Below are 25732 nucleotides of genomic sequence, written 5' to 3' on the forward strand. Positions count from 1 at the left end.
GGACCGGGAGGGTCAGGACAGGCCCGACGCGCGGAGCACGCCCTCGGCAGCCTCGCCGTCGATGCGGTGCCCGAGCCGGTCCAGGACGTCCGCTCCCTGACGCAGCGTGCCGCGCTCCAGGGAGCGGCGCACGCCGGTGTCGAGTTCGTGCCAGAGCAGCGGGTTCGCCGCGAGGATCCGGGGGTCCAGTTCCAGCCGGTGGCCGTGGACGTCCCGCAGGACCAGGTGGGAGGAGACGCCGTCGTACTGCCGTACGGCCGTGAGCGCGTCGGTGCGGACGACGTGCCGCCGCCAGGGGGTGCGCACCGCGAGCCAGCCGGGGCCCGCGCTCACCCGCTGCGGCAGCAGCACCACGCCCACCGCTGCCGCGAGGGCGGTCCAGAGCAGGGCGCGCGCCCCGGTCAGGGTCCCGGCGTCCCAGTCGACCAGGAAGGCGAGCGCGCCGAAGAGAAGGGCGCAGCCGACCGCGAGCCGGGCGCTGCCACGCCAGTGGCGGTCGCCGGCGGTCCGGGCCGCTGTGCTGCGTCGCATACCGCCGACGCTAGGCACGGCCGCGCGGTCCGGCGACCGCTGCTGACGTTCCCCTGACGGGGGCGGGACGGATCCTGACGGGATCCTTACGCGCCGCCCGCCCCCGGTGAAGCCGCCCGCCCCCGGTGAAACGGAGCGAGGGGCGCCGGAGCCGGTCACGGCGCCCCTCGGGGCACGGAAAGCGGCGTCGGCGGACGCGGCGTCGGCACGGCGGGCGTCGGCGGGACGCGCTGCCGGCCGGGCGCGGGCGCTTCCGTTCAGCGCGGCGTACGACGCGCCGGCCGAACGGGACCCGGCGGCCGGCCGGACAGGGGCCAGGCGCTGTTCACGCCCTCCATGGAAGCCGTGCCGCACGGGCCGGGCAAGCCGGAAACGCCTTCTCTGACGGGGCCTTGACGTGCGCGTACGAGTCCTTGACGGGGCAGCCGGGCGGGCGGACGCGGGTCAGCCGAGGCCGGGCACCTGGGAGACGGCCAGGTCGATGAGCTTGATGCCGAGGAAGGGCAGGACGAGTCCGCCGAGGCCGTAGACGAGCAGGTTGCGGCGCAGCAGGTCGTGGGCGGAGGCGGGGGTGTAGCGCACGCCGCGCAGGGCCAGCGGGATCAGCGCGATGATGATCAGCGCGTTGAAGATGATCGCGGAGGTGATCGCGGAGGTCGGGCTGTGCAGGCCCATCACGTTCAGGGACCCCAGGCCCGGGTACGTGCCCGCGAACATCGCCGGGATGATGGCGAAGTACTTGGCCACGTCGTTCGTGATGGAGAAGGTCGTCAACGCGCCGCGGGTGATGAGGAGTTGCTTGCCGATCTCGACGATCTCGATGAGCTTGGTCGGGTTGGAGTCGAGGTCGACCATGTTGCCGGCCTCCTTGGCGGCCGACGTGCCGGTGTTCATCGCCACGCCGACGTCCGCCTGGGCGAGGGCCGGGGCGTCGTTGGTGCCGTCACCGGTCATCGCGACGAGCTTGCCGCCCTCCTGCTCGCGCCTGATCAGCGCGAGCTTGTCCTCGGGGGTGGCCTCGGCCAGGTAGTCGTCCACGCCCGCCTCCTGGGCGATGGCGCGGGCGGTCAGCGGGTTGTCGCCGGTGATCATCACCGTGCGGATGCCCATGCGGCGCAGTTCGGCGAAGCGCTCGCGGATGCCGTCCTTGACGACGTCCTTGAGGTGGATCAGGCCGAGCACCCGCGGCCCGTCCCAGTCGTGCACGGCCACCAGCAGGGGCGTACCGCCGCCGGCGGCCACCGCGTCGGAGTACCGCAGGGCCTCGGGCGGCACCTGGCCGCCGTACCTGCGCACCCAGTCGACGATCTGCCCGGCGGCGCCCTTGCGGACGGCGCACACCGCGCCGTCCGGCCAGCACAGGTCGACCCCGCTCATCCGGGTCTGCGCGCTGAACGCGACCCAGTGCGCGTTCGCCAGCGCGTCCTGGTCCGGCGTGCGCAGGCCGTGCCGGTTCTTGGCGAGGACGACGACCGAGCGGCCCTCCGGGGTCTCGTCGGCCAGCGACGACAGCTGGGCCGCCTCCGCGAGGTGCTGTTCCCGGACACCGGGCATCGGGATGAAGGCGGCGGCCTCGCGGTTGCCGAGGGTGATGGTGCCGGTCTTGTCGAGCAGCAGGGTGTTCACGTCGCCGGCGGCCTCGACCGCACGGCCCGACATGGCGAGCACGTTGCGCTGCACCAGGCGGTCCATGCCGGCGATGCCGATCGCGGAGAGCAGGGCGCCGATGGTGGTCGGGATGAGGGTGACGAGGAGGGCGACCAGCACGGTGGTGGACTGGGCGGCGCCCGCGTAGTCACCCATCGGCTGGAGGGCGACGACGACCAGCACGAAGATGATCGTGAGCGAGGCCAGCAGGATGTTGAGGGCTATCTCGTTCGGGGTCTTCTGCCGGGCGGCGCCCTCGACCAGCGCGATCATCCGGTCGAGGAAGCTGTGCCCGGGGCGGGCGCTGACCCGCACCAGGAGCCGGTCGGACAGCACCGTCGTACCGCCCGTGACCCCGCTGCGGTCGCCGCCCGCCTCCCGGATCACCGGCGCGGACTCGCCGGTCACCGCCGACTCGTCCACGGCCGCGGCCCCGTCGATGACATCGCCGTCGGCCGGGATCAGCTCGCCCGCCTCCACGAGTACGACGTCCAGGGGCTTGAGGTCGGTGGCGGCGACGGCCTCGGTGCGGGCGGTGGCGAGGTTCATGCCGTAGCTCCAGTGCTCCAGCCGCAGCGCCACCGTGTCCGTGCGGGCCCGGCGCAGCGCCTGGGCCTGCGCCTTGCCGCGGCCCTCGGCGACGGCCTCGGCGAGGTTCGCGAAGACGACCGTCAGCCACAGCCAGAGGCTGATGACCCAGGTGAAGACGTCCGGGTGCAGCAGCGCCGACAGCGTGGTGAGGGCCGCGCCGACGGAGACGACGAAGAGCACCGGGTTCTTCACCAGGACCCGGGGATGCAGTTTGTGCAGGGCCTCGGGGAAGGAGCGGACGAGCTGGGCCGGTTCGAACAGCCCGCTCGGGGCCCGGCGCCGCGCCCCGCGCGCCGGTCTCGTCCGGCCTCCGTGCTCGGGGTGTGCCGATGGGGCCTGCTCGGGGGCGGCGGGAAGCATGGACACCTTCGTGCCTTCTGGAGGGGGGTGACAGGGGCAGCGAATCTAGTCGCCCCCGCCACCCGATCCGCCCTGCTCAGCAGGGAATTTGCGGCACCCATACGGCCTCGCCGCCGACCCCGTCAACGCGCCGTCAAACAACGCCGAGCAGCCGTCAGGGGACCGTCAACGATGGCCAAGGCCGGCCGGATCCGGTCGCAGACTGATCGGCGACGAGCGCAGCCCCGGACCGGGCCAGCGAGGGGGTTCGCGGACGGTCGGGCCGGTTTCGGGGCTGCGTTCGTGGGCGACTGCAACCCCCAGGGGCGCGGGGAACTGCGCGAACGACCACGACGTACCCGCACCCGACGAACCGGCCCCCCTCGCGGCGCCCTACGCGTCCGTCAGCCGGGCCTCCTCCAGGTCCAGTGCCCGCTGCAGCCGCCGCCGCGTCGTGTCGCTGATCCGGTGCTCGTCGTACAGCCGCTGCAGTTCCGTCGTCTCCACCGCTATCAGGTCGCGCCGCAGCTGGCGGTAGACCAGGTCGGCCGATTCGATGGCGGAGCCGTCCGTGCCGTCGCTCTCGGCCAGCCGGTCCCGGGCGTCTTCGAGCCGCGCGGCGAGCCCGCGGCGCAGGCGGTCCAGGACGACGTCGGGGACGACCTCCAGCTCGGCCAGCTCCTCCAGCCGGGCCAGGCCGGCGTGGGCCAGGTGGGAGCGGGCCCTGGCCTCCTCGCGGGCGGTGTGGGCGGGCTCCAGGGCGATGCCGGAGGCGCGCACGACCGGGGCCAGGGTGAAGCCCTGCACGACCAGGGTCACGACCACGACCGACGTGGTCAGGACCAGGACCAGCGGCCGGCCGTCGAGCGGCGCACCGTCCTTCATGGCCACCGGGACGGACAGCGCGGCGGCCAGCGGCATCACGCCCCGGGTGCCGGCCCACGTCAGCACCACCGGGATCCGCCAGTTCATGCGGCTGATCCCGCCCTTGCGCTGCACGACCGCCGACAGCGGCGCGAGCCACAGCAGCCGTACGGCGATCAGGGTGGCGGCGACCGCGAGGGCGTACAGCGGCCAGGCCCGGTCGCCGTGGGCCAGCGCCCGCACCTGCGCGGGCAGCGCCAGCCCTATCAGGCTGAACACCACGCTCTCCAGCAGGAACACCACCGTGCCGTAGACGGCGTGCAGCTGGAGCCTGATCCGGGCGTTGGTGAGGCGGTCGCCGCGGCCGCCGAGGACCACGCCCGCGACCACGCACGACGTCACGCCGGAGGTGTGCGCGACCTCGGCCAGGAGATAGGCGGCGTACGGGGTGACCAGCGCGATCACCGTTTCCAGGACCGGGTCCTCGGTGCGCCGCCGGATCAGCGTGATCACACCGGCCACCGCCGCGCCGATCACCGTGCCGCCGCCCGCGAGCACGAAGAACTCGCCGCCCGCCGAGCCCCAGTCGGCGGCGGCCGAGGCGACGGCGATGCCCGCCGCCACCCGGACCAGCACCAGCGAGGTCGCGTCGTTGAACAGGCTCTCCGCCTGCACGAGGACCTGCACCCGCGGCGGCAGCGCGAGCCGGCGGCCCAGCGCGGTGACGGCCACCGGGTCGGTGCTGGCCAGCACCGCGCCCAGCACGAACGCCATCTGCCAGGACAGCGGGGTCACGTACGCGGCGACGGCGCCGACGGCCGCCGCCGAGGCGAGGACCAGCCCTATGGCGAGGATCCCGACCGGCTTCCACACCGCGCGCAGCTCCCGCCAGGGCATGTCCTCGGCGCTTGCGTACAGCAGCGGGGGCAGCACGACGAGGCCGATGATCCGGGGGCTGATCGCGATCTGCGGGGTGCCCGGCAGCAGGGCCACGGCGAGACCGGCGACCACCAGCAGCGAGGGCGCGGGGATGCGCCACCGGCGCGCGAAGGTGGCGACCAGTGTGGCGAGGACCACGAGGGCGAGAACCGTACCGACGCTGCGCATGCCGTCCCCCGGGGATGCGGAAGGGGATTGCGGAAGCCGCTCCGGCCCCCGGCCGACCAGACTTCCCGGCACACCTGGCCTCACCCTATCGGGCCGGGCCCCATCAAGACAGTGTCAAGGTCCCCGGGACACCCGCCAAGGAAGCGCTAACGAGCGCGCGGGCCGACCCGCGACGCGGCTTCCTTGGACGAAGAACCTTCGAATCGGTCGAACCAGTCGGATCAGTGAGCGGAGCGCGTCGGCGGCGATGAGTGACGTACGGCCCGGACGGCTGAAGGTCTACCTCGGGGCGGCCCCGGGAGTCGGCAAGACCTACCGCATGCTCGACGAGGGACGGCGCCGCGCCGCGCGCGGGGCGGACGTGGTGATCGGGTTCGCGGAGTGCCACGCGCGCCCGCAGACCGAGGCCATGCTCGACGGCCTGGAGGCCGTGCCCCGGGCGTCCTGTTCCTACCGGGGCGGGCAGTTCGAGGAGATGGACCTGGCCGCGGTGCTCCGGCGGCGGCCGCAGGTGGCGATCGTGGACGAGTTCGCGCACAGCAACATCCCGGGCGCCGGCCGCAACCCCAAGCGCTGGCAGGACATCGAGGCTCTGCTCGACTCCGGGGTCGACGTGATCACCGCGCTGAACATCCAGCATCTGGAGTCCCTGAACGACGTGGTCGAGAAGATCACCGGGGTGCCGCAGCACGAGACCGTGCCGGACGAGGTGGTGCGGCGGGCCTGGCAGATCGAGCTGGTGGACATGCCGCCCGAGGGGCTGCGCCGACGCATGGCGCACGGCAACATCTACGCCCCGGAGAAGATCGACGCGGCCCTCGCCAACTACTTCCGGCCGGGCAATCTCACGGCCCTGCGCCAGCTGGCGCTGCTGTGGACGGCCGACCGGGTCGACGAGGCGCTGCAGGAGTACCGCACGCAGCACGGCATCGGTCGGGTGTGGGAGACCCGGGAGCGGGTGGTGGTCGCGCTGACCGGCGGGCCCGAGGGCGACACGCTGGTCCGGCGGGCCGCGCGGATCGCGGACCGGTCGGCCGGCGGGGACCTGCTCGCCGTGCACGTGGCCCGCAGCGACGGCCTCGCGGCCGGCGGGGTCTCGCACGCCTCCCTGGCCCGGCAGCGCCGGCTCGTGGAGGACCTGGGCGGCAGCTACCACTCGGTCGTCGGCGACGACGTGGCCACCGCCCTGGTGGAGTTCGCGCGGGCCGAGAACGCCACCCAGCTCGTGCTCGGCACCAGCAGGCGCGGCCGGCTGGCCCGCTTCCTGACCGGACCCGGCACCGGCGAGACGGTCACCGAGCTGTCCGGGGACATCGACGTGCACCGCGTCACCCACGAACGGGCCGGCCTCGGCACGCTGCTGCCGTCGCGCCGCCGCACGCTCTCGACGGCCCGGCTGATCGCGGGCCCGGTGGCCGGACTGGTGCTGCCGGTCCTGATCACGGCCCTGCTCGCCCAGCTCCGGGGGACGCTGAACCTGACGTCCGAGGCCCTGCTGTTCCTGCTGACGGTGGTCGGGGTGGCCTGCATAGGCGGCGTCACCTCGGCGGTGATCGCCTCGATCACGGCGTCCCTGCTGCTCAACTACTGGTTCATCCCGCCGATCGGCGCCTTCACGCTGGACGATCCGAACGCCCTGGTGGCGCTGACGGTGTTCGCGGTCGTGGCGGCCACCGTCGCCGCGGTCGTGGACCGCTCCCTGCGGCTGTCCCGCCGCTCCGCCCGGGCCACGGCCGAGGCGGAGACCATGTCGTCCCTGGCCGGCAGCATCGTGCGCGGCGAGGCGACCATCCCGGCCCTGCTGGAGCGCACCCGCGAGACCTTCGGCATGGACTCGGCGGACCTGGTCGACGAACCCCCGGACGCGGCACCCGGGTTGACGGCGGTGCCGGCCGGACCCGGCGCCTGGCTCGCCCTGCACGGCCGTACCCTCTCCTCCTCCGAGCGGCGGGTGCTGGCGGCGTTCGCCGCGCACGTGGGCTCGGCGGTGGAGCGGGCCCGGCTGGCGCAGGCGGCGGCCGAGGTGGAGCCGGTGAAGGCCGCCGACCGGCTGCGTACGGCGCTGCTGCGGGCCGTCGGCCACGACCTGCGCACCCCGCTCGCCGCCGGCTGGGCCGCCGTCACCTCGCTGCGCAGCCGCGACGTGACCTTCACGGCGGAGGACCGCGAGGAACTCCTGTCCACCGCCGACGAGTCGATGGCCAAGCTGAACCGCCTGGTGGAGAACCTGCTCGACCTCAGCCGCCTGGAGGCGGGCGCCCTCACCCTGAACCTGCGGGCCACCTCCCTGGAGGAGGTGCTGCCCATGGCACTGGCGGACGTGCCGGACGTCGAGGTGGCCGACGTCGAGGCGATCCCGGCGGTGCTGGCCGACCCGCCGCTGCTGGAGCGGGTGATCGCCAACCTGGTCGGCAACGCCGCCCGCCACACCCCGCCCGGCCGCAAGGTGCTGGTCACCGCGAGCGCGCTGGCGGGCCGGGTGGAACTGCGGGTGGTGGACCGGGGCCCCGGCCTCCCGGCCGACGGCCGCGACCGCCTCTTCGAACCCTTCCAACGGCTCGGCGACACCGACAACACCACCGGCCTCGGCCTCGGCCTGGCTCTCGCCCGCGGCCTGACCGAGGCGATGAGCGGCACCCTCAGCCCGGAGGACACCCCGGGCGGCGGTCTGACGATGGTCGTCTCACTGCCGTTCGCGGCACACACGATGGGTGCCGCACCGACCGAAGAGAGCGTGCACAGAGCGTAGGAGGCGCGTGATGAGTGCTGTGATCGGCGCATGGAGGCCGCATGTGACGGCGCCGTCGGCCTGGGCGCCACGGGACCGCTGGGCCCTGACGGCCGGCCTGACCGCACCGCTCCTGGTGTCCCTGGCCCTCGTCCCGTTCCGTACCAGCCTGCCGCACGCGAACGCCGCCCTCGTGCTCGTCGTGGCCGTGGTCGCGGTGTCCGCGCTGGGCAGCCGTACGGCGGGCGTGGTCGCGGCGTTGTCGGCGGCGGCCTGGTTCGACTTCTTCCTGACGCCGCCGTACGAGACGTTCGACATCACCGCGTCGGGTGATGTGGCGACGGCGGTGCTGCTGCTGGCGGTGGGCGTGATCGTCTCCCAACTGGCCGCCCGCGCACGACGGTTGGAGGTCGTCACGGTGACGGACGAGGCCCATCTGTCCCGCATCCACCGCACGGCCGACCTGGCGAAGTCGGCGGGCTCGACGGAGACCGTGGTCGGCCACGTCCGCGGTGAACTCACCGAGCTGCTGGGCCTCACCGCCTGCCGCTTCGAGTACGGCACCCTGCTCGGGCAGCCGCCGCGCCTGTGCGCCGACGGCAGTGTGAGCGTGGGCAGGCGGGCGTGGGACGTCGACACCGCCGGCTGGCCGGCGGGCGAGATCGAACTGCGCGCCTACGGCAACGGCCACTACCTGGGCCGCTTCATGCTCACCCCCGGCCCGGGCGCGGTACCGCCGCTCCAGGCCCGCCTGGTCGCGGTGACCCTGGCGGACCAGACGGGAGCGGCACTGGACACGGCGGGGCCGGTACGGAGGTGAGGGCAGCGATCAACGGCACTTGTTCATTGCGACTGTCGCGAAGTGCCTTGCGTATCCGTACGGAACGAGAACCAGACAGCCTTCGATCGAAGGGAACGACCGCCCAGGAGGACTGTTCCCCAGAGGTCAGCGTGCGCCTCGACCAGCGCCAGGCCGCGTCCGTGCTCCAGCTCTGGGTGCGAAGCGGTGGGTACAGGCAGGGGGCAGGGTCTGTTGTCGTACACGTAGACGACCACCCGGCCATGGCCGATCGAGACTTCGATGGCGATCCGTGGCGATCGGGTGTGCCGAACGGCATTGGTGACGAGCTCGGACACGCACAGAGAGCCTGGCGCAACCAGGTCGGGATGCTCGGCGCCGATGAGCGTCACGAAGAAGTCGCGCGCGATCTTCGGGGCGCGGGGCGTGTGAGGCGTACTGAGTCGGTAGCTCTCGGCGTGACGGCCGAAGAGCGGTACGGGTGGGGGTAAGGCGGAAGCACTCGTCATGCCGTTGTCTCCCAACGCGATGTGGTCCCTTGCGGTGAGCGCCACCGTGGCCCGTCCGTCCCACCGGAGGCGCCCGCGTACGGGCGTGCAGACGGCTGCGCTGCGGATTTACTGGCGCGCTACGTGATGCCGACGATAGGGGTCATATATGCCCCGGAGCAACCTTGTTCCATAAGTATGGTGATAGCGATGGACCCGTGGCACAGTCGCGCGTGACACTGTGCGTAGACAGGGGAAGGGACTCATGCCGCCGAGAGACAACCCGACCGCCCGACAGGCGCGCCTCGGTATGGAGCTGCGGAAACTGCGCGAGCGGGCGGGCAGGACCGCTCGCGAGGCGGCAATGCTGATCTCGACCGACCAGGCCAAGGTTTCGCACATCGAAGCGGGTCGCGTCGGCATCAGCGAGGAGCGCATTCGCCGCCTTGCCGACTTCTACGATTGCGACGACAACGCCTTGGTCGAGGCGCTGTGTGCCATCGCTCTGGAACATCGCGGCCAACACTGGTGGGACGACTACCGCGGCATCCTCGCCCCTGGCTTCCTGGACATCGCCGAGCTCGAACATCACGCGACGCACCTGCGGTGCCTGCAACCGGTCACGTTTCCGGGCGTCTTGCAGATCGAGGACTATGCCCGGGCGCTGTTCGCCAGCGTTATTCCGAGACTTCCCGACGGCGAGATCGAGGCTCGGGTCGAGCACCGCCTGAAGCGAGCGCGACTGTTCGAGCGTGAGAGGCCGACGCCCATCGAGGCGATCGTGCACGAGGCCGCGCTGCGTATGCGGGTCGGAGGCCGGAAGGTGGCCCGCGCCCAACTCGACCACCTGGTGGAAGTGTCGGCCGAGCCGTGGCTCACACTGCGCGTGATTCCCTTCACGTCCGAGGACTTCATCGAGGTCACCCAGACTGTGATGTATGCGAGTGGTGGCGTCCCGCAGTTGGACGCGGTCCACATCGACACGCCCTTCGGCGGTCGCTTCCTGCACTCAGCGGCGGACCTCGACCAGTACCGAACTCTGCTCGACTTGGCGCGACAGGCGTCGCTCACTCCTGAAGAGTCGCGAACTGTCATTCGTCGAGTCGCTGGAGAGCTGTGAGAATCTCAGGATGAGCAACGACATCGCATGGCAGAAGTCCAGTTTCTCCGGGGGTGGCGGTGAGCAGTGTCTGGAGGCTGCGGAGAGCGACGGCCGGATCCTTCTTCGCGAGAGTGACGACCCGGACGTGGTCGTCACGACCAGCCGCGAGAAGCTGGCCGCGTTCATCTTGGGAGTAAAGGCGGGGGAGTTCGATCACTTCGTGAACTGATGCGAACCGGTATGTGACAAGGGTGTCTCCCTCCCCACCCTCCCTGTCCCGAGGCCCTCTTGACGCCCTGTCGGGGCTTGCTATTCGGTGGGTGTGCAAGTGGATGCAACCGACCGGTACGGGAGGGCACCATGAGGTTACGGTTCCTGGGGATCTACCCCAACACCCCCAACGACGGGTCTCCGACCATCTGGATCGAGGAGGAGACCGGCGACCTGATCATTCAGTCCTGGAAGGCCGACGACGCCACTGTCAGGGAGATGCAGAAAGTCGGCTCCGTCCCCGGCCACACCACAGACGTCCCGGAGCACGAAACGGTGATCCGACTCCCCGCCAACATGCTCCAGTTCATCCCGCGCCCGGAGGCCGCGCAGTGACGTCAGCAATTCGCCGAGGGTTCGCTGCCGCTCAGCACTCCGCGGTCCATCTGGAGATGCGCGACAGCTACATGACCGATGACCCGGTGTTCATCGCCTGGCAGCAGGGACACCCGTCCGACCTGGTCGAGGAGTACCGCTCGTGGTCCGAACTGATGCGGGAGGTGACTGGTCGCGGGGTGGTGGTTCGCCGCGCCCGCATTGTGTCGGAGCCGGTCAGTGACTACATCCGGTGGGAGCACTCTCTTACGGGTCCGCACAACATCGCGGCTGGTGAGCAGGTCCGGTGGCTTCCCCGACCCCGTACCAAGGATCTCGCGCTCCCCGGCGTCGACTTCTGGCTGTTCGACGGAAGCACCGTGGTCTTCAACCACTTCACCGGCGACGGCCAATGGGCAGACCCCGGCATGGAAACGGTGACCGAGCCGGCCGTGGCCAAGCTCTGCTCGACCGCGTTCGAGTCGGTGTGGGAGCGTGCCGTCCCGCACGAGCAGTACCTCGTCTGACCCGAATCTGACCCGACCGGACAACCGCCCATGCCCAGTTCCCCGTCGTCCAGCGCACATGCGGCCCGTAAGGACGTCGCCGAACGGCTCCGGGAGCTGATGCTGGACGCCGGGCTCCAGGGGCGGGAACTGGCCACTCTCTGCGACTGGCATCCGTCCAAGACCAGCCGCATCATCAACGCGACCACCGCCCCGTCGGACGGCGACATCCGGGCATGGTGCCGCGCGTGCGGGGCGGAGAGCCAGGCCTCCGATCTGATCGCGAAGTCCCGCGCGGCCGACTCCATGTACATGGAGTGGCGCCGTATGGAGCGCACCGGACTGCGCGCCGCCCAGGAATCCGTCCGCCCCGTCTACGAGCGAACCGAGCGGTTCCGCGTCTACTCCTCGTGGCTGCTCCCAGGTCTGCTCCAGACCCGGGCCTATACGACGGCGATCCTGTCGGCGATCCGCGACCGCCGGGGCCTGGTGGATGATGTGGCGGCCGCCGTGGAGGAGCGCATGGCCCGTCAGCACGTCCTCAGCGAGGGAAGCCACCGGTTCGCCTTCCTGATCGAGGAGAGCGTGCTGCGCAACGGTCTCAGTGGACCGGATGTCATGCGCGAACAGCTCGCACATCTGCTGTCCGTCAGCCGGCTCCCCGCTGTCAGCATGGGCGTCATCCCGATGCGGCCGGACCGCGAAAGAGCTTGGCCCGTCGAAGGATTTTGGATCTACGACACGGCACAGGTCAGTGTCGAACTCGTCTCCGGCTATCTGACGATCACGCAGCCCAGCGAGATCGCCATGTACGGCCGCGCGTTCACCGAGCTGGGCGGCGTCGCCGTTCATGGCGCCCGCGCTCGTCAGTTGATCAAGGCCGCTCTGCCCACGGTGGAGTGAAAGGCGTAGAAGTCCGTGCAATCAGCTGGAGCCCAACTCGCCGGCACTCCTAGCGTGTTGAAGAAGCACGTTCCTGCTTGCAGTGAAGGAGAGGGCGATGAACGTACGCATCGAACTGCGCGACCAGCCTGGCGAGGGCGAGGGCGACGGTCACCCCGGCCAGCCCTGGCAGCCTCCGCAGGATCCACCGAGCCCTGACGGTTCCAGCCCCGAGGGCGACGGGAAGCACCGCAAGTGACAGCGGACGTTCTTCGTACGGACCGCCCCGGCCGCAAGGAGCTGGGGCGGGTCCTCGTGGAGTCCGGCGCGCTGTCCTCGGACTGGGCGCCGACATTCGCGGCCGTCGACCGAGCCATGTTCCTCCCAGATCTGATGTGGCCGTATGACCTGGACACCCGCGCGAGCACGACCGTGGACAAGCAGGAGGACCCCGACGCCTGGTACGCGGCGGCGGACCGCAACGTCCCCATCGTGACCCAGTGGGACGACGGCGCACACCAGGGCCCCGGCCCGGGGAAGCTGTCCACCAGCTCCTCATCCATGCCCACCGTGGTCTATGCCCTCTTTCAGGACCTGGGCGTGGACAAGGGAATGCGCGTGCTGGATGTGGGCACAGGCACTGGCGAGACGGCTGGCGTACTGACCCACCGACTCGGGCCCGGCAACGTGACGACCATCGAGGTGGACGGGGCGGTGTCGGGGGCAGCCCGTGAGCGGCTGTGCCGGTACGGCCTCTACCCGGAGGTGGTCGTGGGCGACGGGTTCGAGGGCCACCCCGACTCGGCCCCGTACGACCGCATCCTGGCCACTGTCGGGGTCCGGGAGATCCCGGACGCATGGGTCAGGCAGATCAGGCCCGGGGGGATCATCCTCGCGCCGTGGGGCACCCACTTCGGCAACGCGGACGCCGTGGTCCGCCTGGAGGTGAGGGGGGAGAACGCCACGGGCCCTTTCACCCGGTCCGTGGAGTTCATGAAGCTCCGCGCGCAGAGGGGCCCAACGGTCCACCACACGGACTACCTGTCGGCGGGCCCCATGGAGAAAGCAGCCCAGACGGCAACCGGAGTCACCGAGGAAGAGTTCGTCACCGGCCAGTACACGGCTCTGCCGTTCGTCCTCGGCCTCCGGATACCCGCCTGTTGCCAAGCCGTAGCGGAGAAGCGGGACGGCGCACGGCCCGTGTGGTTCTACAGCCTGTCGGATCTGTCCTGGGCGTGCGTGATGTTCAGGGACGGGGAGCGGGAGGCGGAGGTCTGGCAGTCAGGCCCGCGCCGTCTGTGGGACGAGGTGTCCTCCGTCTATCACTGGTGGCGGGATCGAGGGTCCCCCGACGTGACCCGGTTCGGGCTCACGGCCACCCCGTACGGTCAGCGTGCCTGGCTGGATGACCCGAAGGAGTCCTGGCCGGTGTGACTCCCCGAGCGGCCCACCCATGTGCCCCGCCCCCGAGGCGCATGGGCAGGCCTCTCCGTTTCCGACCAGCCGGAATATTCGGGGGCGCTGGGCTGAGGGGCTCAGCGTCGGCGCCGCCCAGGAAACAGCGCACTGCACCGCGCACGGGAGGAAGCCGGGGGCGTCGGCAGTCGCTGACTACTCCAGCCCCGACACCCTGAACACCCCCCACGCCGTCTCCCTCTCCACCCGGGAGGACAGGCGGTGCAGCGCGGTCTCGCCGCACAGCAGCAGGCCGTCGGACGCGGCCCGGCGTGCGCCCTCGGCGAGGTGGTGCCACAGCTGCGGGTTGCGGAGCAGGACCTCGGGGTCGATCTCGACCCGGCCGTCCAGCGCGTCCCGCAGCAGCAGCCGTTGGGAGACGCCGTCCAGGACGCGGACCGAGACCAACAGGTCGGTGCGGACCCGGTGTTCGCGGCCCAGCCGGCGTGAGGCCAGCCAGTCCGGGCCGGCCGCGACACGGGCGGGACACAGCACGGCGAACAGCAGGGCGGAGAGCGCCAGCCACAGTGCCGTACGCCACGGGGCCGTGCGGCCGGTGGCCCAGTCGAGCAGGAGCAGCAGGACGAGGGGCACGGCGGCGCAGCGGACGGCGCTCCACCACTCCCGTGTCCAGTTCCGGTCGTTCGCCGTCTCACCCGACGTTTCAGGGCGTTCCATACCGCTGACGGTACTGACCTGGGGCTTCGGACCGGTGTTCGTTGACACGGCCCTGACGCGGACACCCGTCAAGGTCACGTCAAGACGGAGCGGTTGGGCGCGAAGATCCCGCAAGGACCGGTCGGCCGCGGCCGGAAACGGACACAACCTGGGTGCGCCCTCGCAGTAAGGAAGTAAGGAGCACGCCCATGTCCGTCCTGACCACCGAGCAGCCGGATGCCGTCCCCGCCGGCGAGGAGCCGCCTGATACCGGCGAACGGCACCGGCTGACCGCCGTCACGGGGCTCGCCGCCCTCTCGCTGGACGCGATGGCGTCGGTGGCCTACGGCCCCGAGGCGATCGTGCTGGTCCTGGCGGCCGCCGGTGCGCACGGACTGGGCTTCACGATGCCCGTCACGCTGGCCATCGCCGCCCTGCTCGCCGTGCTCGTGGCGTCCTACCGGCAGGTCATCGCGGCCTTCCCGGACGGCGGCGGGTCGTACGCGGTGGCGAAGACGCATCTGGGCGCGCGGACCAGCCTGGTGGCCGCCGCCTCGCTGGTGCTGGACTACGTGCTCAACGTCGCCGTCGCCGTCACCGCCGGCGTGGCGGCCCTGACCTCCGCCTTCCCCTCCCTCTACGCCGACCGGATGTGGCTGTGCCTGGCCGTGCTCGTCCTGATCACGGGTGTCAACCTGCGCGGCATCGTGGAGTCCGCGAAGGCGTTCATCGTGCCGACCGTCGTGTTCGTCGGCTCGATCTTCGTCCTCATAGCCGTCGGGCTGTTCCGCTCCCACCCGGTGAGCACGGCGACGGCGGCCGGGCATGCCTCGGTCCTCGCCGACAACGCCTCCTCCGTGGGGACGCTGCTCCTGCTGAAAGCATTCGCCTCCGGCTGTGCCGCGCTGACCGGCGTGGAGGCCATCGCCAACGCCGTGCCGTCCTTCCGGGTGCCGCGCGCCCGGCGGGCGCAGCGGGCCGAGGTCGCGCTCGGCGCCGTACTCGGGCTGATGCTGATCGGCCTGTCGGTGCTGATCGGCCGCTTCCATCTCCAGCCGGTCGAGGGCGTCACCGTCCTCGCCCAGCTCGCGGACGCCTCCTTCGGCCACAACTGGGCTTTCTACGTCATCCAGTTCGCGACGATGCTCCTGCTGGCCCTGTCCGCGAACACCTCCTTCGGCGGGCTGCCGGTGCTGCTGAAGCTGCTGGCCCGCGACAACTACGCCCCGCACGTGTTCGCCCTGAAGGCCGACCGCCAGGTGCACCGGCACGGCGTCCTCGCGCTCGCCGTCGTCTCGGCCGCGCTGCTGGTCTTCTCCGGCGGCGACACCAACACCCTGGTGCCGATGTTCGCGATCGGCGTCTTCGTCGGCTTCACCATCGCGCAGGTGGGCATGGTCCGGCACTGGTGGCTCCAGCAGGGCCCCGGCTGGCGCGGGAAGGCGCTGCTCAACGGCTTCGGTGCCGTCCTCACCGGCGTCGCGACCGTCGTCGTCACGGCGAGCAAGTTCACCGAGGGCGCCTGGCTGATCGTCATCGCGCTGCCGCTGCTGGTCGTCGCCTTCGAGGCCGTGCACCGTGCCTACGGCCGGATCGGCGAGCGCCTCGGGCTCGGCCGGATCCCGCAGGCCCCGCACCGCGACCGCTCGCTGGTGGTGGTGCCGGTGTCCACGCTGTCCCGGCTGACCTCCGAGGCGCTGACCGCGGCCGCCTCCCTCGGTGACGAGGTCCGCGCGGTGACCGTCTGCTACCCCGACCCCGAGGACCGGGCCCATCTGCACGCCCTGGAGCGCGCCTGGGCCGACTGGGACCCCGGGGTGGAGCTGGTGCGGCTGTCCTGCGCCCGGCGCACCCTCGGCAGGCCCATCGCCGCGTACGTCCGCGAGGTGGCCGCCGCCGAACCGGGCACCCGGGTCACCGTGCTGATCCCGGAGACCGAGCCGGAGCGGCTGTTTCAGCGGCTGCTCCAGAACCAGCGGGGCGCGGTCGTCGCCCACGCCGTGCGCCGCGAGACGGACGCGGTGATCTGCCGGCTGCGCTTCCGGCTGTGATCACGGGCCTGCCCACCGGTACGGGCAGCGGCCGTAAGAGAGCCGTCAAAGGCGTCAGCGCGGCCGTATGAGAGCCGTCAACGGGCGACCGGATCCGGCCATACAGGCGCTTTCCTCTAAGCGTCCGATTCAACCGAACCTCACTCCAGGAGTTCGCGATGGCCGATCTGGCCTTCGTCGTCACCGTGCTCGCGGGTTTCGCGCTGGTGGCCCTCGTCGCCAAGGGGGTGACGAAGCTGTGACCGCCGAGAACATCGTCGGCCTCGTCGTGGCCGTCGCCCTGCTGGGCTATCTCGTCCTCGCCCTGATCTTCCCGGAGAGGTTCTGAGACAGCACATGGGTCCCGTACTCGCAGCCGTGCTCCAGCTGCTCGCCCTGACAGGCGCGCTGGCGCTCGTCTACATCCCGCTCGGCAACTACATGGCCCGGGTCTACGCATCGCGCAGGCACCTGCGCGTGGAGAAGTGGATCTACAAGGCCATCGGTGCCAATCCCGACGCCGAGATGACCTGGCCCGCGTACCTGCGCGGCGTCCTCGCCTTCTCGGCCGTCAGCGTCCTCTTCCTCTACCTCCTCCAGCGGCTCCAGGGCGTCCTGCCGGGCTCGCTGCACTTCTCCTCGGTGAACCCGGCGCAGTCGTTCAACACGGCCGTGTCGTTCGTGACCAACACGAACTGGCAGTCGTACTACGGCGAGCAGACCATGGGGCACGTCGTGCAGACCGCCGGTCTGGCCGTGCAGAACTTCCTCTCGGCCGCCGTCGGCATCGCCGTCGCGGTGGCGCTGGTGCGGGGCTTCGCCCGCTCGCGCACCGGCGAGCTGGGCAACTTCTGGGCGGACCTGGTGCGCGGCACGCTGCGCATCCTGGTGCCCGGTGCCGCTCTCGCCGCGGTCGTGCTGGTGGCGTGCGGCGCGATCCAGAACTTCTCCGGCATCCACGAGGTCGGCCAGTTCATGGGCGGCTCGCAGCAGTGGAACGGCGGCGCGGTCGCCTCGCAGGAGGCCATCAAGGAGCTGGGCACCAACGGCGGCGGTTACTTCAACGCCAACAGCGCCCACCCGTTCGAGAACCCGACCGGGTTCACGAACCTCTTCGAGATCTTCCTGATCCTCTGCATCCCGTTCGCGCTGACCCGCACCTTCGGCGTGATGGTCGGCAACGTCAAGCAGGGCTACGCGATCCTCGCCACGATGGTCACCATCTGGCTGAGCTTCACCGCCCTGATGATGTGGACCGAGTTCGCCCACCACGGTCCGGCGCTGCAGGCCGCGGGCGGTGCGATGGAGGGCAAGGAGACCCGCTTCGGCGTCGGCGGCTCCTCGATCTTCGCGGTGGCGACGACGCTCACGTCGACGGGTGCGGTGGACTCCTTCCACTCCTCGTTCACCGGTCTGGGCGGCGGTATCGCGATGCTGGGCATGATGCTGGGCGAGATCGCGCCCGGTGGTACGGGCTCGGGTCTGTACGGCATGCTGATCATGGCGGTCATCGCGGTGTTCATCGCCGGTCTGATGGTCGGCCGTACGCCCGAGTACCTGGGCAAGAAGATCGGCGGCCGCGAGATGAAGCTCGCCGCCTGCTACATCCTCATCACCCCCGCCCTGGTGCTGGTCTTCACGGCGGCCTCCATGGCCCTGCCGACCCCGCCGCACTCGATGCTGAACTCCGGCGCGCACGGCTTCTCCGAGGTGCTGTACGCCTTCACGTCGGCGTCGAACAACAACGGCTCGGCCTTCGCCGGTCTGAACGCGAACACCGACTGGTACAACACCATGACCGGACTCGCGATGCTGCTCGGCCGCTTCCTGCCCATGATCTTCGTCCTGGCGCTGGCCGGCTCGCTCGCCGAGCAGACGCCGGTCCCGGAGACCGCGGGCACCCTGCGCACCGAGAAGCCGCTGTTCACCGGCCTGCTGGTGGGCGCGATCCTGATCATCACCGGTCTGACCTACTTCCCCGCCCTGGCCCTGGGCCCGCTCGCGGAGGGGCTGGCGTCATGACCACCGGCACAGACAAGCAAGAGGACTCGATGTCCACAGCCACTCCCACCCGGGCGCCGCACAGCGACGTCCCCACCGGGCACAAGCCCGCCGAGGGCCGTGTCGGCGCGGGCCTCTTCGACCCCAAGGCGCTGGTCAGGTCCCTGCCGGACGCGTTGCGCAAGCTCGACCCGCGGGTGATGGTCAAGTCGCCCGTGATGTTCGTGGTGTGGGTCGGCTCGATCCTGACCACCGTCTTCTCCTTCCAGCACCCGGGCGACTGGTTCGGCTGGACCATCAGCGCCTGGCTGTGGCTGACGGTGATCTTCGCCAACCTGGCGGAGGCGGTCGCCGAGGGCCGGGGCAAGGCGCAGGCCGACACGCTGCGCAAGGCCAAGACCGACACCGTCGCGCGCCGGCTGCTCGCGGACGGCACCTCCGAGGAGGAGGTGCCCGGCACCGCGCTGACCATCGGCGACCTGGTGGTCTGCGAGGCCGGGGACGTCATCCCCGGTGACGGTGACGTCGTCGAGGGCGTCGCGTCCGTGGACGAGTCGGCGATCACCGGCGAGTCCGCGCCCGTCATCCGCGAGTCCGGCGGTGACCGGTGCGCCGTCACGGGCGGTACGAAGGTGCTGTCCGACCGGATCGTCATCAAGATCACGACGAAGCCCGGCGAGACCTTCATCGACCGGATGATCAACCTGGTCGAGGGCGCGGCCCGGCAGAAGACGCCGAACGAGATCGCGCTGAACATCCTGCTGGCGTCGCTGACCATCGTCTTCCTGCTGGCGGTGGCGACCCTGCCGCCGTTCGCGACGTACGCGGGCACCCACCTGACCATGGTCGTGCTGGTCGCCCTGCTGGTCTGTCTGATCCCGACCACCATCGGCGCCCTGCTCTCGGCGATCGGCATCGCGGGCATGGACCGCCTGGTGCAGCGCAACGTGCTCGCCATGTCGGGCCGTGCGGTCGAGGCCGCCGGCGACGTCTCCACGCTGCTGCTCGACAAGACCGGCACCATCACCCTGGGCAACCGGCAGGCCGCCGAGTTCGCGCCGGTCAGGGGCACCACCGAGGCGGAGGTCGCGGACGCGGCCCAGCTGTCCTCGCTGGCCGACGAGACACCCGAGGGCCGTTCCATCGTCGTCCTCGCCAAGGAGAAGTACGGGCTGCGCGAGCGGCACCAGGGCGAGCTGGCCGGCGCCGAGTGGATCGAGTTCACCGCCCAGACCCGTATGTCGGGCGTGGACGTCGACGGCCGCAAGATCCGCAAGGGCGCCACCGCCTCGGTGATCGCCTGGGTGAAGGACGAGGGCGGCACCGTCGCCGAGGACGCCGACGCCATCGCCAACCGGATCTCCGAGGCGGGCGGTACCCCGCTGCTCGTCGCGGTCAAGGACGACCGGGGCGCCCGCATCCTGGGCGTCATCTACCTGAAGGACGTCGTCAAGGAGGGCATGCGGGAGCGGTTCGAGGAGCTGCGCCGCATGGGCATCAAGACGGTCATGATCACGGGTGACAACCCGCTGACCGCCAAGGCGATCGCGGAGGAGGCCGGCGTCGACGACTTCCTCGCCGAGGCCACCCCCGAGGACAAGATGGCCCTCATCAAGCGCGAGCAGGCCGGCGGCAAGCTCGTCGCGATGACCGGTGACGGCACCAACGACGCGCCCGCGCTCGCCCAGGCGGACGTCGGCGTGGCGATGAACACGGGTACGTCGGCCGCCAAGGAGGCCGGCAACATGGTCGACCTCGACTCCAACCCGACCAAGCTCATCGAGATCGTCGAGATCGGCAAGCAGCTGCTGATCACCCGCGGTGCGCTGACCACGTTCTCCATCGCCAACGACGTCGCGAAGTACTTCGCGATCATCCCGGCGCTGTTCGCGGCGGTCTACCCGGGCCTGGACAAGCTGAACATCATGCAGCTGTCCTCGCCCGACTCCGCGATCCTGTCGGCCGTCATCTTCAACGCGCTGATCATCATCGCGCTGGTGCCGCTGTCCCTGAAGGGCGTGCGCTACCGGCCGATGAGCGCCGACAGGATGCTCCGCCGCAACCTCGGGATCTACGGCATCGGCGGCCTGATAGCGCCCTTCATCGGCATCAAGATCATCGACCTGCTCATCTCCCTCATCCCCGGAATCGGCTGATCGCCATGAACAACTCGGTTACCAACACCGTCCGGTTGCTCGGGGCGGGCCTGCGCGCCCTGCTCGTGCTGACCCTGGTGACGGGCGTCGTCTACCCGCTGGTCGTCACCGGTGTCGCCCAGGCCCTGTTCACCAACAAGGCGAACGGCTCGGAGATCAAGGCGGACGGCAGGGTCGTGGGCTCGTCCCTGATCGGGCAGTCGTACAACCTGCCGCTGAAGAAGGGGCAGACCAGCGCGGACCCGGACCTGAAGTGGTTCCAGGGACGCCCGCAGAACGGCCTCGGCGCCAACACCGTCAACACGCAGTACAAGCTGATCCTTTCGGGCGCCACCAACCTGGCCGCGGACAGCGGCGCGGTGAAGGGCGTATGCCCCGCGCAGCCCGCGGACAAGACGCTCTGCGCCCAGGTGCTCGCCGCCAGGGACGCCGTGGTCAAGGACAACTCCGTGCCCGGCTACACCGTCAGGCCGGCCGACGTCCCCGCCGACGCGGTCACCTCGTCCGGTTCCGGTCTGGACCCGGCGATCTCCCCGGAGTACGCCGAACTCCAGGTCCACCGGGTCGCCGCGAAGAACGGACTGTCCGTCGCCGCGGTGGACCAGCTCGTCAAGGACCAGACCCAGGGCCGCACCCTCGGCTTCATCGGTGAGCCGCAGGTGAACGTCCTGAAACTCAACATCGCGCTCAAGGACCTCGTGGCCAAGAAGTGACGGTCTTACGCGATCCGCGACGGGAGTCGGCACTCCGGGACACCCCGGGTGCCGGCTCCCGCAGGCATGACAGGAGAGGCACACACCCATGACCCGGGTGCTCGTCGTGGAGGACGACCCGCAGCTCGTACGGGCCCTCGTCATCAACTTGCAGGCACGTCACTACGGCGTGGACGCGGCCCCGGACGGCGTCACCGCGCTCCGGCTCGCCGCCGCGCGCCAGCCGGACGTGGTGCTGCTGGACCTCGGCCTGCCCGACATGGACGGCGTCGACGTCATCAAGGCGCTGCGCGGCTGGAGCCGGGTGCCGATCATGGTGCTCTCCGCCCGGCAGGCCTCCGACGAGAAGGTGGGCGCGCTCGACGCCGGCGCCGACGACTACGTCACCAAGCCGTTCAGCATGGACGAGTTGCTCGCCCGGCTGCGGGCCGCCGTCCGCCGCACCGAGGACACCCCGCTCGTCCCCGAGCTGACCCTGGTGGAGACGGCGGACTTCAGCATCGACCTGCTCGCCAAGAAGGCCGTACGGGCCGGGCGGGACGTGCGGCTGACCCCGACCGAGTGGCACCTGCTGGAGATCCTGGTCACCAACCCCGGCCGGCTCATCACCCAGAAACACCTCCTCCAGGAGGTCTGGGGGGTCTCGCAGAGCAACAAGACCAACTACCTGCGGGTCTACATGGCCCAGCTGCGCAGGAAGCTGGAGACCGACCCGTCCCACCCCCGCTATCTCATCACCGAGCCCGGCATGGGCTACCGCTTCGAGGAATGACCCCCGAAGAACGACCCCCGAGGAAGCACATGGCACGCGGCAAGCTCCGGATCTACCTCGGTTCGGCACCCGGCGTCGGCAAGACGTACGCGATGCTGTCGGAGGCACACCGCCGTATCGAGCGGGGCACCGACTGCGTGGTCGCCTTCGTGGAACACCACCACCGGCCGCGTACCGAGGTGATGCTGCACGGCCTGGAACAGATCCCGCGCAAGGAGATCGAGTACCGGGGCAGCGTCTTCACCGAGATGGACGTGGACGCCGTCCTCGCCCGCCGCCCCCGCGTGGCGCTCGTGGACGAGCTGCCGCACACCAACATCCCCGGCTCGCGCAACGCCAAGCGCTGGCAGGACGTCGAGGAGCTGCTCGCCGCCGGGATCGACGTCATCTCGACGGTCAACATCCAGCACCTGGAGTCACTCGGCGACGTCGTCGAGTCGATCACCGGCGTCCGGCAGCAGGAGACCGTGCCGGACGAGGTCGTCCGGCGGGCCGGCCAGATCGAGCTGGTCGACATGTCCCCGGAGGCGCTGCGCCGCCGGATGGCGCACGGCAACATCTACCGGCCGGACAAGGTCGACGCGGCCCTCGCCAACTATTTCCGGCCCGGAAACCTCACCGCCCTGCGGGAGTTGGCGCTGCTGTGGGTGGCCGACCGGGTCGACGAGTACCTGACCGAGTACCGCAGCGAGCACCGGGTCTCCAAGATCTGGGGCTCTCGCGAGCGCATCGTGGTCGGCCTGACCGGCGGCCCCGAGGGGCGCACGCTGATACGGCGTGCGGCCCGCCTGGCCGAGAAGGGCGCGGGCGGCGAGGTGCTGGCGGTCTACATCTCCCGCAGCGACGGCCTCAGCGCCGCCTCGCCGAAGGAACTCGCCGACCAGCGCACCCTGGTCGAGGACCTCGGCGGCACCTTCCACCATGTCGTGGGCGACGACATACCGGCCGCGCTGCTCGACTTCGCGCGCGGTGTGAACGCCACCCAGGTCGTCCTCGGCGTCTCGCGCCGGCGCAGCTGGCAGTACGTCCTCGGGCCGGGCGTCGGCGCCACGGTCGCCGTCGAGTCCGGTCCCGACCTCGACGTACACCTCATCACGCACGACGAGGCGGGCAAGGGCCGCGGCCCGGGGCTGCCCGCCGCCCGGGGCGCCCGGCTCGGCCGCTCCCGGGTCATCCGGGGCTGGCTGGTCGGCGTGCTCGGACCGGCGCTGCTGACCTGGCTGCTCACCAGCACCACGCCGGACGTCGGCCTCGCCAACGACATGCTGCTGTTCCTCACGCTGACGGTCGCGGCGGCGCTGCTCGGCGGCCTCTACCCGGCGCTGGCCTCGGCGGTCGTGGGCTCCCTCCTGCTCAACTGGTACTTCACACCGCCCGTCCACACCCTCACGATCGCCGACCCGAAGAACATCGTCGCCATAGCGATCTTCGTCGGGGTCGCGGTGTCCGTCGCCTCGGTCGTGGACCTCGCCGCCCGGCGCACCCAGCAGGCGGCCCGGCTGCGTGCCGAGTCGGAGATCCTGTCCTTCCTCGCCGGGAACGTGCTGCGCGGCGAGACCGGCCTGGAGGAGCTGCTGGAGCGGGTGCGCGAGACCTTCGGCATGGAGTCGGCCGCGCTGCTGGAGCGCTCGGGCGAGACGGCACCGTGGACCTGCGCGGGCAGCGTGGGACCCCGCCCGGCCGCGATCCCGGAGGACGCCGACGTGGACGTCCCCGTCGGCGACCACATGGCGCTGTCGCTCAGCGGCCGTGTGCTGCCCGCCGCCGACCGCCGGGTGCTGGCCGCGTTCGCCGCGCAGGCCGCCGTGGTCCTGGACCGCCAACGGCTCCAGCACGAGGCCGACCGGGCCAAGGAGCTGGCCGAGGGCAACCGCATAAGGACCGCCCTGCTGGCCGCCGTCAGCCACGATCTGCGCACTCCGCTGGCGGGCATCAAGGCGTCGGTCACCTCGCTGCGTTCGGACGACGTCGAGTGGTCCCCGCGGGACCGGGCGGAGCTGCTCGCGGCCATCGAGGAGGGCGCCGACCGCCTCGACCACCTGGTCGGCAACCTGCTGGACATGTCCCGCCTGCAGACCGGCACGGTCACCCCGATCATCCGCGAGACGGACCTGGACGAGGTCGTGCCGATGGCGCTCGGCGGGGTACCGGAGGACAGCGTGGAGCTGGACATCCCGGAGACCCTGCCGATGGTCGCGGTCGACCGGGGCCTGCTGGAGCGGGCCGTCGCCAACGTGGTCGAGAACGCCGTCAAGTACAGCCCGCCGCAGGAGCCGGTCCTGGTCTCCGCGAGCGCCCTCGCCGACCGGGTCGAACTGCGCGTCGTGGACCGGGGGCCGGGCGTCCCCGACGAGGCCAAGGACCGCATCTTCGAACCCTTCCAGCGCTACGGGGACGCGCCGCGGGGCGTCGGCGTGGGGCTGGGCCTGGCGGTCGCGAGGGGCTTCGCCGAGGCGGTCGGCGGCACGCTGCACGCGGAGGACACGCCGGGCGGGGGACTGACGATGGTCCTGACGGTACGGACGGCGCCGTCGCGTGAACGGGGCGCGGGGCTGGTGGCGTCGGGCGAGTGCGGATGAGCGCAGGCCGATCGCACCCCTGAGGGCCCCTAGGGTGTCGCGGTCGGTGGCATCAGCGGCAGTCCCCAGGTGTTGCGGCGCCGTACCGCGGCCAGTTCCGCCTCCAGCGGGGACGGCGGTATCGCCAGCACCGGGCAGGTGGCATGGGCCAGGCAGTAGCGGCTGACCGACGGCCACAGGGAGCGGCGCAGCAGGCCGCGGCCGCCGGTGCCGACGACGAGGACGTCGTCCTCCCGGTCGGCCGTGCGCACCAACGCCCGGCCGGGGGCGCCGCGGACGACGAGCGCCCGTCCGGGCAGCCCGGTGTCCGCGGCACCGAACACGTCGCGCAGGGCGCAGGCCAGCTGTTCGCGCGCCAGCTGCTCCCAGTGCGGGACCAGGGCGTTCGTGGCCGGGAACCGGCGGGAGGCCAGATCGCCCTCCGGCGGCTCCCACGCCAGCACCGGCCAGAGTTCGGCCCCCCGGCGCCTCGCCTCGACGGCGGCCCGGCCCAGCGCGGCCGCACCGCCCGGCGAGCCGTTCACTCCCACCACGACCCGGGCGGCCGAAGGCGGGCGGTACTCGGACATCGGATCCTCCTCGTCAGCGGAAACCACGTCCATCACACCGCCGCTCCGGCCCTCCGAACAGCCCGTACGCCAGTTCTTGGCGCGCTTCTGACGGCCTGTTCCCACCCCCTGTGCCGGGCCCGTCAGCGTCGCGTCAAGGTCACCTGGATCGTCGTCAGCGTCCCGTCAGGGCCCGCCGGAAGCCTCCGGACAGCGGGCATAACGTCGAGGGCGAGCCCCGGTCCGCCTCCCCGCGTCCGGGGCCCTTCGGACCACTCGCTCCCTGCCCTTCGGGAGGCACCCCATGGCAGCACTTCTCCTCGGCGACGACCCCGAGCCCTCCGATCCGTCCCCGGCCGGACCCCTGTACGTGCCGGTCCGGCCGGGACCCTCGGGATGTGCGGCCCGGCTCTTTCGCACCCCCCTCGGCGAGCGCACCGCCGTCGGCTTCACCTCCCCGCTCCGGCTGACCGCCACGCTCGGCCCCGACCAGCCCTGGATCCGTCTCGCCGAGCCCGCGTTGCGCGCGCTGACCGCCCCGCTCGGCGTCACCGCCCTCACGGTGGACCCGCAGTTCACCGCCCCGGCCGCCGGGCCGGCCGGACCCAGGCCGACGTCCGCACCGGCACCCGCGTTCGCCGCCTGAGAGGGG

Annotated in this window: 23 protein-coding genes; 17 read left to right on the forward strand and 6 right to left on the reverse strand. The window is 71.3% G+C overall.

From position 1 onward, the window contains the following. Positions 1–12: 12 nt before the first annotated feature. From BIV25_RS20835 to BIV25_RS20845, 3 genes are all read right to left on the reverse strand, one after another. Positions 13–531, reverse strand: coding sequence for a hypothetical protein (locus tag BIV25_RS20835; RefSeq protein WP_071373877.1), 519 nt, complete (start codon positions 529–531; stop codon positions 13–15). 444 nt (positions 532–975) lie between these two features. Continuing rightward, positions 976–3129 (reverse strand): potassium-transporting ATPase subunit KdpB, encoded by a 2154-nt coding sequence (gene kdpB / locus BIV25_RS20840; protein ID WP_071373878.1) that lies wholly within the window; start codon positions 3127–3129, stop codon positions 976–978. Between the two features lie 372 nt (positions 3130–3501). Then, positions 3502–5079, reverse strand: coding sequence for a Na+/H+ antiporter (locus BIV25_RS20845; RefSeq protein WP_071373879.1), 1578 nt, complete (start codon positions 5077–5079; stop codon positions 3502–3504). Between the two features lie 247 nt (positions 5080–5326). Here BIV25_RS20845 and BIV25_RS20850 point away from each other — a divergent pair, with 247 nt between their 5' ends. Next, a complete protein-coding gene (locus BIV25_RS20850; protein ID WP_071373880.1) occupies positions 5327–7828 on the forward strand; it encodes an ATP-binding protein in 2502 nt (833 codons plus the stop codon). 10 nt (positions 7829–7838) lie between these two features. Beyond that, on the forward strand, positions 7839–8627 hold the full coding sequence (locus BIV25_RS20855) for a DUF4118 domain-containing protein (protein ID WP_071373881.1): 789 nt from the start codon (positions 7839–7841) through the stop codon (positions 8625–8627). A gap of 23 nt (positions 8628–8650) precedes the next feature. Here BIV25_RS20855 and BIV25_RS47245 read toward each other — a convergent pair whose 3' ends face one another. After that, positions 8651–9160, reverse strand: a complete 510-nt coding sequence (locus tag BIV25_RS47245; RefSeq protein ID WP_079176771.1) for an ATP-binding protein — start codon at positions 9158–9160, stop codon at positions 8651–8653. A 199-nt stretch (positions 9161–9359) separates the two neighbouring features. Here BIV25_RS47245 and BIV25_RS20865 point away from each other — a divergent pair, with 199 nt between their 5' ends. From BIV25_RS20865 to BIV25_RS20890, 7 genes are all read left to right on the forward strand, one after another. Beyond that, positions 9360–10214: a helix-turn-helix transcriptional regulator gene (locus tag BIV25_RS20865; protein ID WP_071373883.1), complete on the forward strand. Its 855-nt coding sequence runs from the start codon at positions 9360–9362 to the stop codon at positions 10212–10214. 10 nt (positions 10215–10224) lie between these two features. Continuing rightward, complete coding sequence (locus tag BIV25_RS20870; protein WP_071373884.1) at positions 10225–10425, forward strand: DUF397 domain-containing protein; 201 nt, start codon at positions 10225–10227, stop codon at positions 10423–10425. A 131-nt stretch (positions 10426–10556) separates the two neighbouring features. Then, positions 10557–10802 (forward strand): hypothetical protein, encoded by a 246-nt coding sequence (locus tag BIV25_RS20875; RefSeq protein WP_071373885.1) that lies wholly within the window; start codon positions 10557–10559, stop codon positions 10800–10802. Next, a complete protein-coding gene (locus BIV25_RS20880) occupies positions 10799–11308 on the forward strand; it encodes a DUF6879 family protein (protein ID WP_071373886.1) in 510 nt (169 codons plus the stop codon). The genes BIV25_RS20875 and BIV25_RS20880 overlap by 4 nt, the downstream gene beginning before the upstream one ends. A gap of 30 nt (positions 11309–11338) precedes the next feature. Beyond that, positions 11339–12190: a helix-turn-helix transcriptional regulator gene (locus BIV25_RS20885; RefSeq protein WP_071373887.1), complete on the forward strand. Its 852-nt coding sequence runs from the start codon at positions 11339–11341 to the stop codon at positions 12188–12190. Between the two features lie 97 nt (positions 12191–12287). Further along, positions 12288–12428 carry a hypothetical protein gene (locus BIV25_RS51165; protein WP_177235352.1) on the forward strand — a complete coding sequence of 47 codons (141 nt, stop codon included), beginning with the start codon at positions 12288–12290 and terminating at the stop codon, positions 12426–12428. Further along, a complete protein-coding gene (locus BIV25_RS20890) occupies positions 12425–13603 on the forward strand; it encodes a methyltransferase domain-containing protein (RefSeq protein WP_071373888.1) in 1179 nt (392 codons plus the stop codon). The genes BIV25_RS51165 and BIV25_RS20890 overlap by 4 nt, the downstream gene beginning before the upstream one ends. A gap of 177 nt (positions 13604–13780) precedes the next feature. Here the strand turns inward: BIV25_RS20890 and BIV25_RS20895 are convergent, their stop codons facing one another. Beyond that, positions 13781–14302 (reverse strand): hypothetical protein, encoded by a 522-nt coding sequence (locus BIV25_RS20895; protein WP_071373889.1) that lies wholly within the window; start codon positions 14300–14302, stop codon positions 13781–13783. 188 nt (positions 14303–14490) lie between these two features. Here BIV25_RS20895 and BIV25_RS20900 point away from each other — a divergent pair, with 188 nt between their 5' ends. The 7 genes from BIV25_RS20900 to BIV25_RS20930 all read left to right on the forward strand — a co-directional run bounded on the left by BIV25_RS20900 (position 14491) and on the right by BIV25_RS20930 (position 24532). Then, positions 14491–16332 carry an APC family permease gene (locus tag BIV25_RS20900; RefSeq protein ID WP_071373890.1) on the forward strand — a complete coding sequence of 614 codons (1842 nt, stop codon included), beginning with the start codon at positions 14491–14493 and terminating at the stop codon, positions 16330–16332. A gap of 238 nt (positions 16333–16570) precedes the next feature. Next, entirely contained in the window at positions 16571–16660 is a 90-nt protein-coding gene (gene kdpF / locus BIV25_RS20905) for a K(+)-transporting ATPase subunit F (protein WP_016434100.1), read from the forward strand. Positions 16661–16668: 8 nt separating this feature from the next. Next, positions 16669–18333 (forward strand): potassium-transporting ATPase subunit KdpA, encoded by a 1665-nt coding sequence (kdpA, locus tag BIV25_RS20910; RefSeq protein ID WP_071373891.1) that lies wholly within the window; start codon positions 16669–16671, stop codon positions 18331–18333. After that, positions 18330–20468, forward strand: coding sequence for a potassium-transporting ATPase subunit KdpB (gene kdpB, locus BIV25_RS20915; RefSeq protein WP_177235353.1), 2139 nt, complete (start codon positions 18330–18332; stop codon positions 20466–20468). Before kdpA ends, kdpB (BIV25_RS20915) begins: the two co-directional genes overlap by 4 nt. A gap of 5 nt (positions 20469–20473) precedes the next feature. Then, positions 20474–21181 carry a potassium-transporting ATPase subunit C gene (locus tag BIV25_RS20920; RefSeq protein WP_071373892.1) on the forward strand — a complete coding sequence of 236 codons (708 nt, stop codon included), beginning with the start codon at positions 20474–20476 and terminating at the stop codon, positions 21179–21181. Between the two features lie 88 nt (positions 21182–21269). After that, positions 21270–21953, forward strand: a complete 684-nt coding sequence (locus BIV25_RS20925) for a response regulator (protein WP_071373893.1) — start codon at positions 21270–21272, stop codon at positions 21951–21953. A 29-nt stretch (positions 21954–21982) separates the two neighbouring features. Beyond that, positions 21983–24532, forward strand: a complete 2550-nt coding sequence (locus BIV25_RS20930) for a sensor histidine kinase KdpD (protein WP_071373894.1) — start codon at positions 21983–21985, stop codon at positions 24530–24532. Between the two features lie 29 nt (positions 24533–24561). On the opposite strand, the gene BIV25_RS20935 is transcribed toward BIV25_RS20930, so the two are convergent. Further along, the gene (locus tag BIV25_RS20935; RefSeq protein WP_071373909.1) at positions 24562–25101 is read right to left on the reverse strand and encodes a universal stress protein; all 540 of its coding nucleotides are present in this window, start codon (positions 25099–25101) and stop codon (positions 24562–24564) included. A gap of 283 nt (positions 25102–25384) precedes the next feature. Here BIV25_RS20935 and BIV25_RS20940 point away from each other — a divergent pair, with 283 nt between their 5' ends. Then, complete coding sequence (locus tag BIV25_RS20940) at positions 25385–25726, forward strand: SAV_915 family protein (protein WP_071373895.1); 342 nt, start codon at positions 25385–25387, stop codon at positions 25724–25726. The last annotated feature ends 6 nt before the right edge of the window (positions 25727–25732 follow it).

This window comes from Streptomyces sp. MUSC 14 (assembly GCF_001866675.1).
Lineage (GTDB): Bacteria > Actinomycetota > Actinomycetes > Streptomycetales > Streptomycetaceae > Streptomyces.

Excerpts from the sequence above, each read along its gene's own strand:
- BIV25_RS20865 (WP_071373883.1), top strand. The coding sequence starts at position 9,360 with ATGCCGCCGAGAGACAACCCGACCGCCCGACAGGCGCGCCTCGGTATG.
- BIV25_RS20925 (WP_071373893.1), top strand. The coding sequence starts at position 21,270 with ATGACCCGGGTGCTCGTCGTGGAGGACGACCCGCAGCTCGTACGGGCC.
- kdpB (WP_071373878.1), bottom strand. The coding sequence starts at position 3,129 with ATGCTTCCCGCCGCCCCCGAGCAGGCCCCATCGGCACACCCCGAGCAC.
- BIV25_RS20930 (WP_071373894.1), top strand. The coding sequence starts at position 21,983 with ATGGCACGCGGCAAGCTCCGGATCTACCTCGGTTCGGCACCCGGCGTC.
- BIV25_RS20935 (WP_071373909.1), bottom strand. The coding sequence starts at position 25,101 with ATGTCCGAGTACCGCCCGCCTTCGGCCGCCCGGGTCGTGGTGGGAGTG.
- BIV25_RS20855 (WP_071373881.1), top strand. The coding sequence starts at position 7,839 with ATGAGTGCTGTGATCGGCGCATGGAGGCCGCATGTGACGGCGCCGTCG.
- kdpB (WP_177235353.1), top strand. The coding sequence starts at position 18,330 with ATGACCACCGGCACAGACAAGCAAGAGGACTCGATGTCCACAGCCACT.
- BIV25_RS20835 (WP_071373877.1), bottom strand. The coding sequence starts at position 531 with ATGCGACGCAGCACAGCGGCCCGGACCGCCGGCGACCGCCACTGGCGT.
- BIV25_RS20920 (WP_071373892.1), top strand. The coding sequence starts at position 20,474 with ATGAACAACTCGGTTACCAACACCGTCCGGTTGCTCGGGGCGGGCCTG.
- BIV25_RS20895 (WP_071373889.1), bottom strand. The coding sequence starts at position 14,302 with ATGGAACGCCCTGAAACGTCGGGTGAGACGGCGAACGACCGGAACTGG.
- BIV25_RS20870 (WP_071373884.1), top strand. The coding sequence starts at position 10,225 with ATGAGCAACGACATCGCATGGCAGAAGTCCAGTTTCTCCGGGGGTGGC.
- BIV25_RS20875 (WP_071373885.1), top strand. The coding sequence starts at position 10,557 with ATGAGGTTACGGTTCCTGGGGATCTACCCCAACACCCCCAACGACGGG.
- BIV25_RS51165 (WP_177235352.1), top strand. The coding sequence starts at position 12,288 with ATGAACGTACGCATCGAACTGCGCGACCAGCCTGGCGAGGGCGAGGGC.
- BIV25_RS20940 (WP_071373895.1), top strand. The coding sequence starts at position 25,385 with ATGGCAGCACTTCTCCTCGGCGACGACCCCGAGCCCTCCGATCCGTCC.
- BIV25_RS20885 (WP_071373887.1), top strand. The coding sequence starts at position 11,339 with ATGCCCAGTTCCCCGTCGTCCAGCGCACATGCGGCCCGTAAGGACGTC.
- BIV25_RS20850 (WP_071373880.1), top strand. The coding sequence starts at position 5,327 with ATGAGTGACGTACGGCCCGGACGGCTGAAGGTCTACCTCGGGGCGGCC.
- BIV25_RS20845 (WP_071373879.1), bottom strand. The coding sequence starts at position 5,079 with ATGCGCAGCGTCGGTACGGTTCTCGCCCTCGTGGTCCTCGCCACACTG.
- kdpA (WP_071373891.1), top strand. The coding sequence starts at position 16,669 with ATGGGTCCCGTACTCGCAGCCGTGCTCCAGCTGCTCGCCCTGACAGGC.
- BIV25_RS20900 (WP_071373890.1), top strand. The coding sequence starts at position 14,491 with ATGTCCGTCCTGACCACCGAGCAGCCGGATGCCGTCCCCGCCGGCGAG.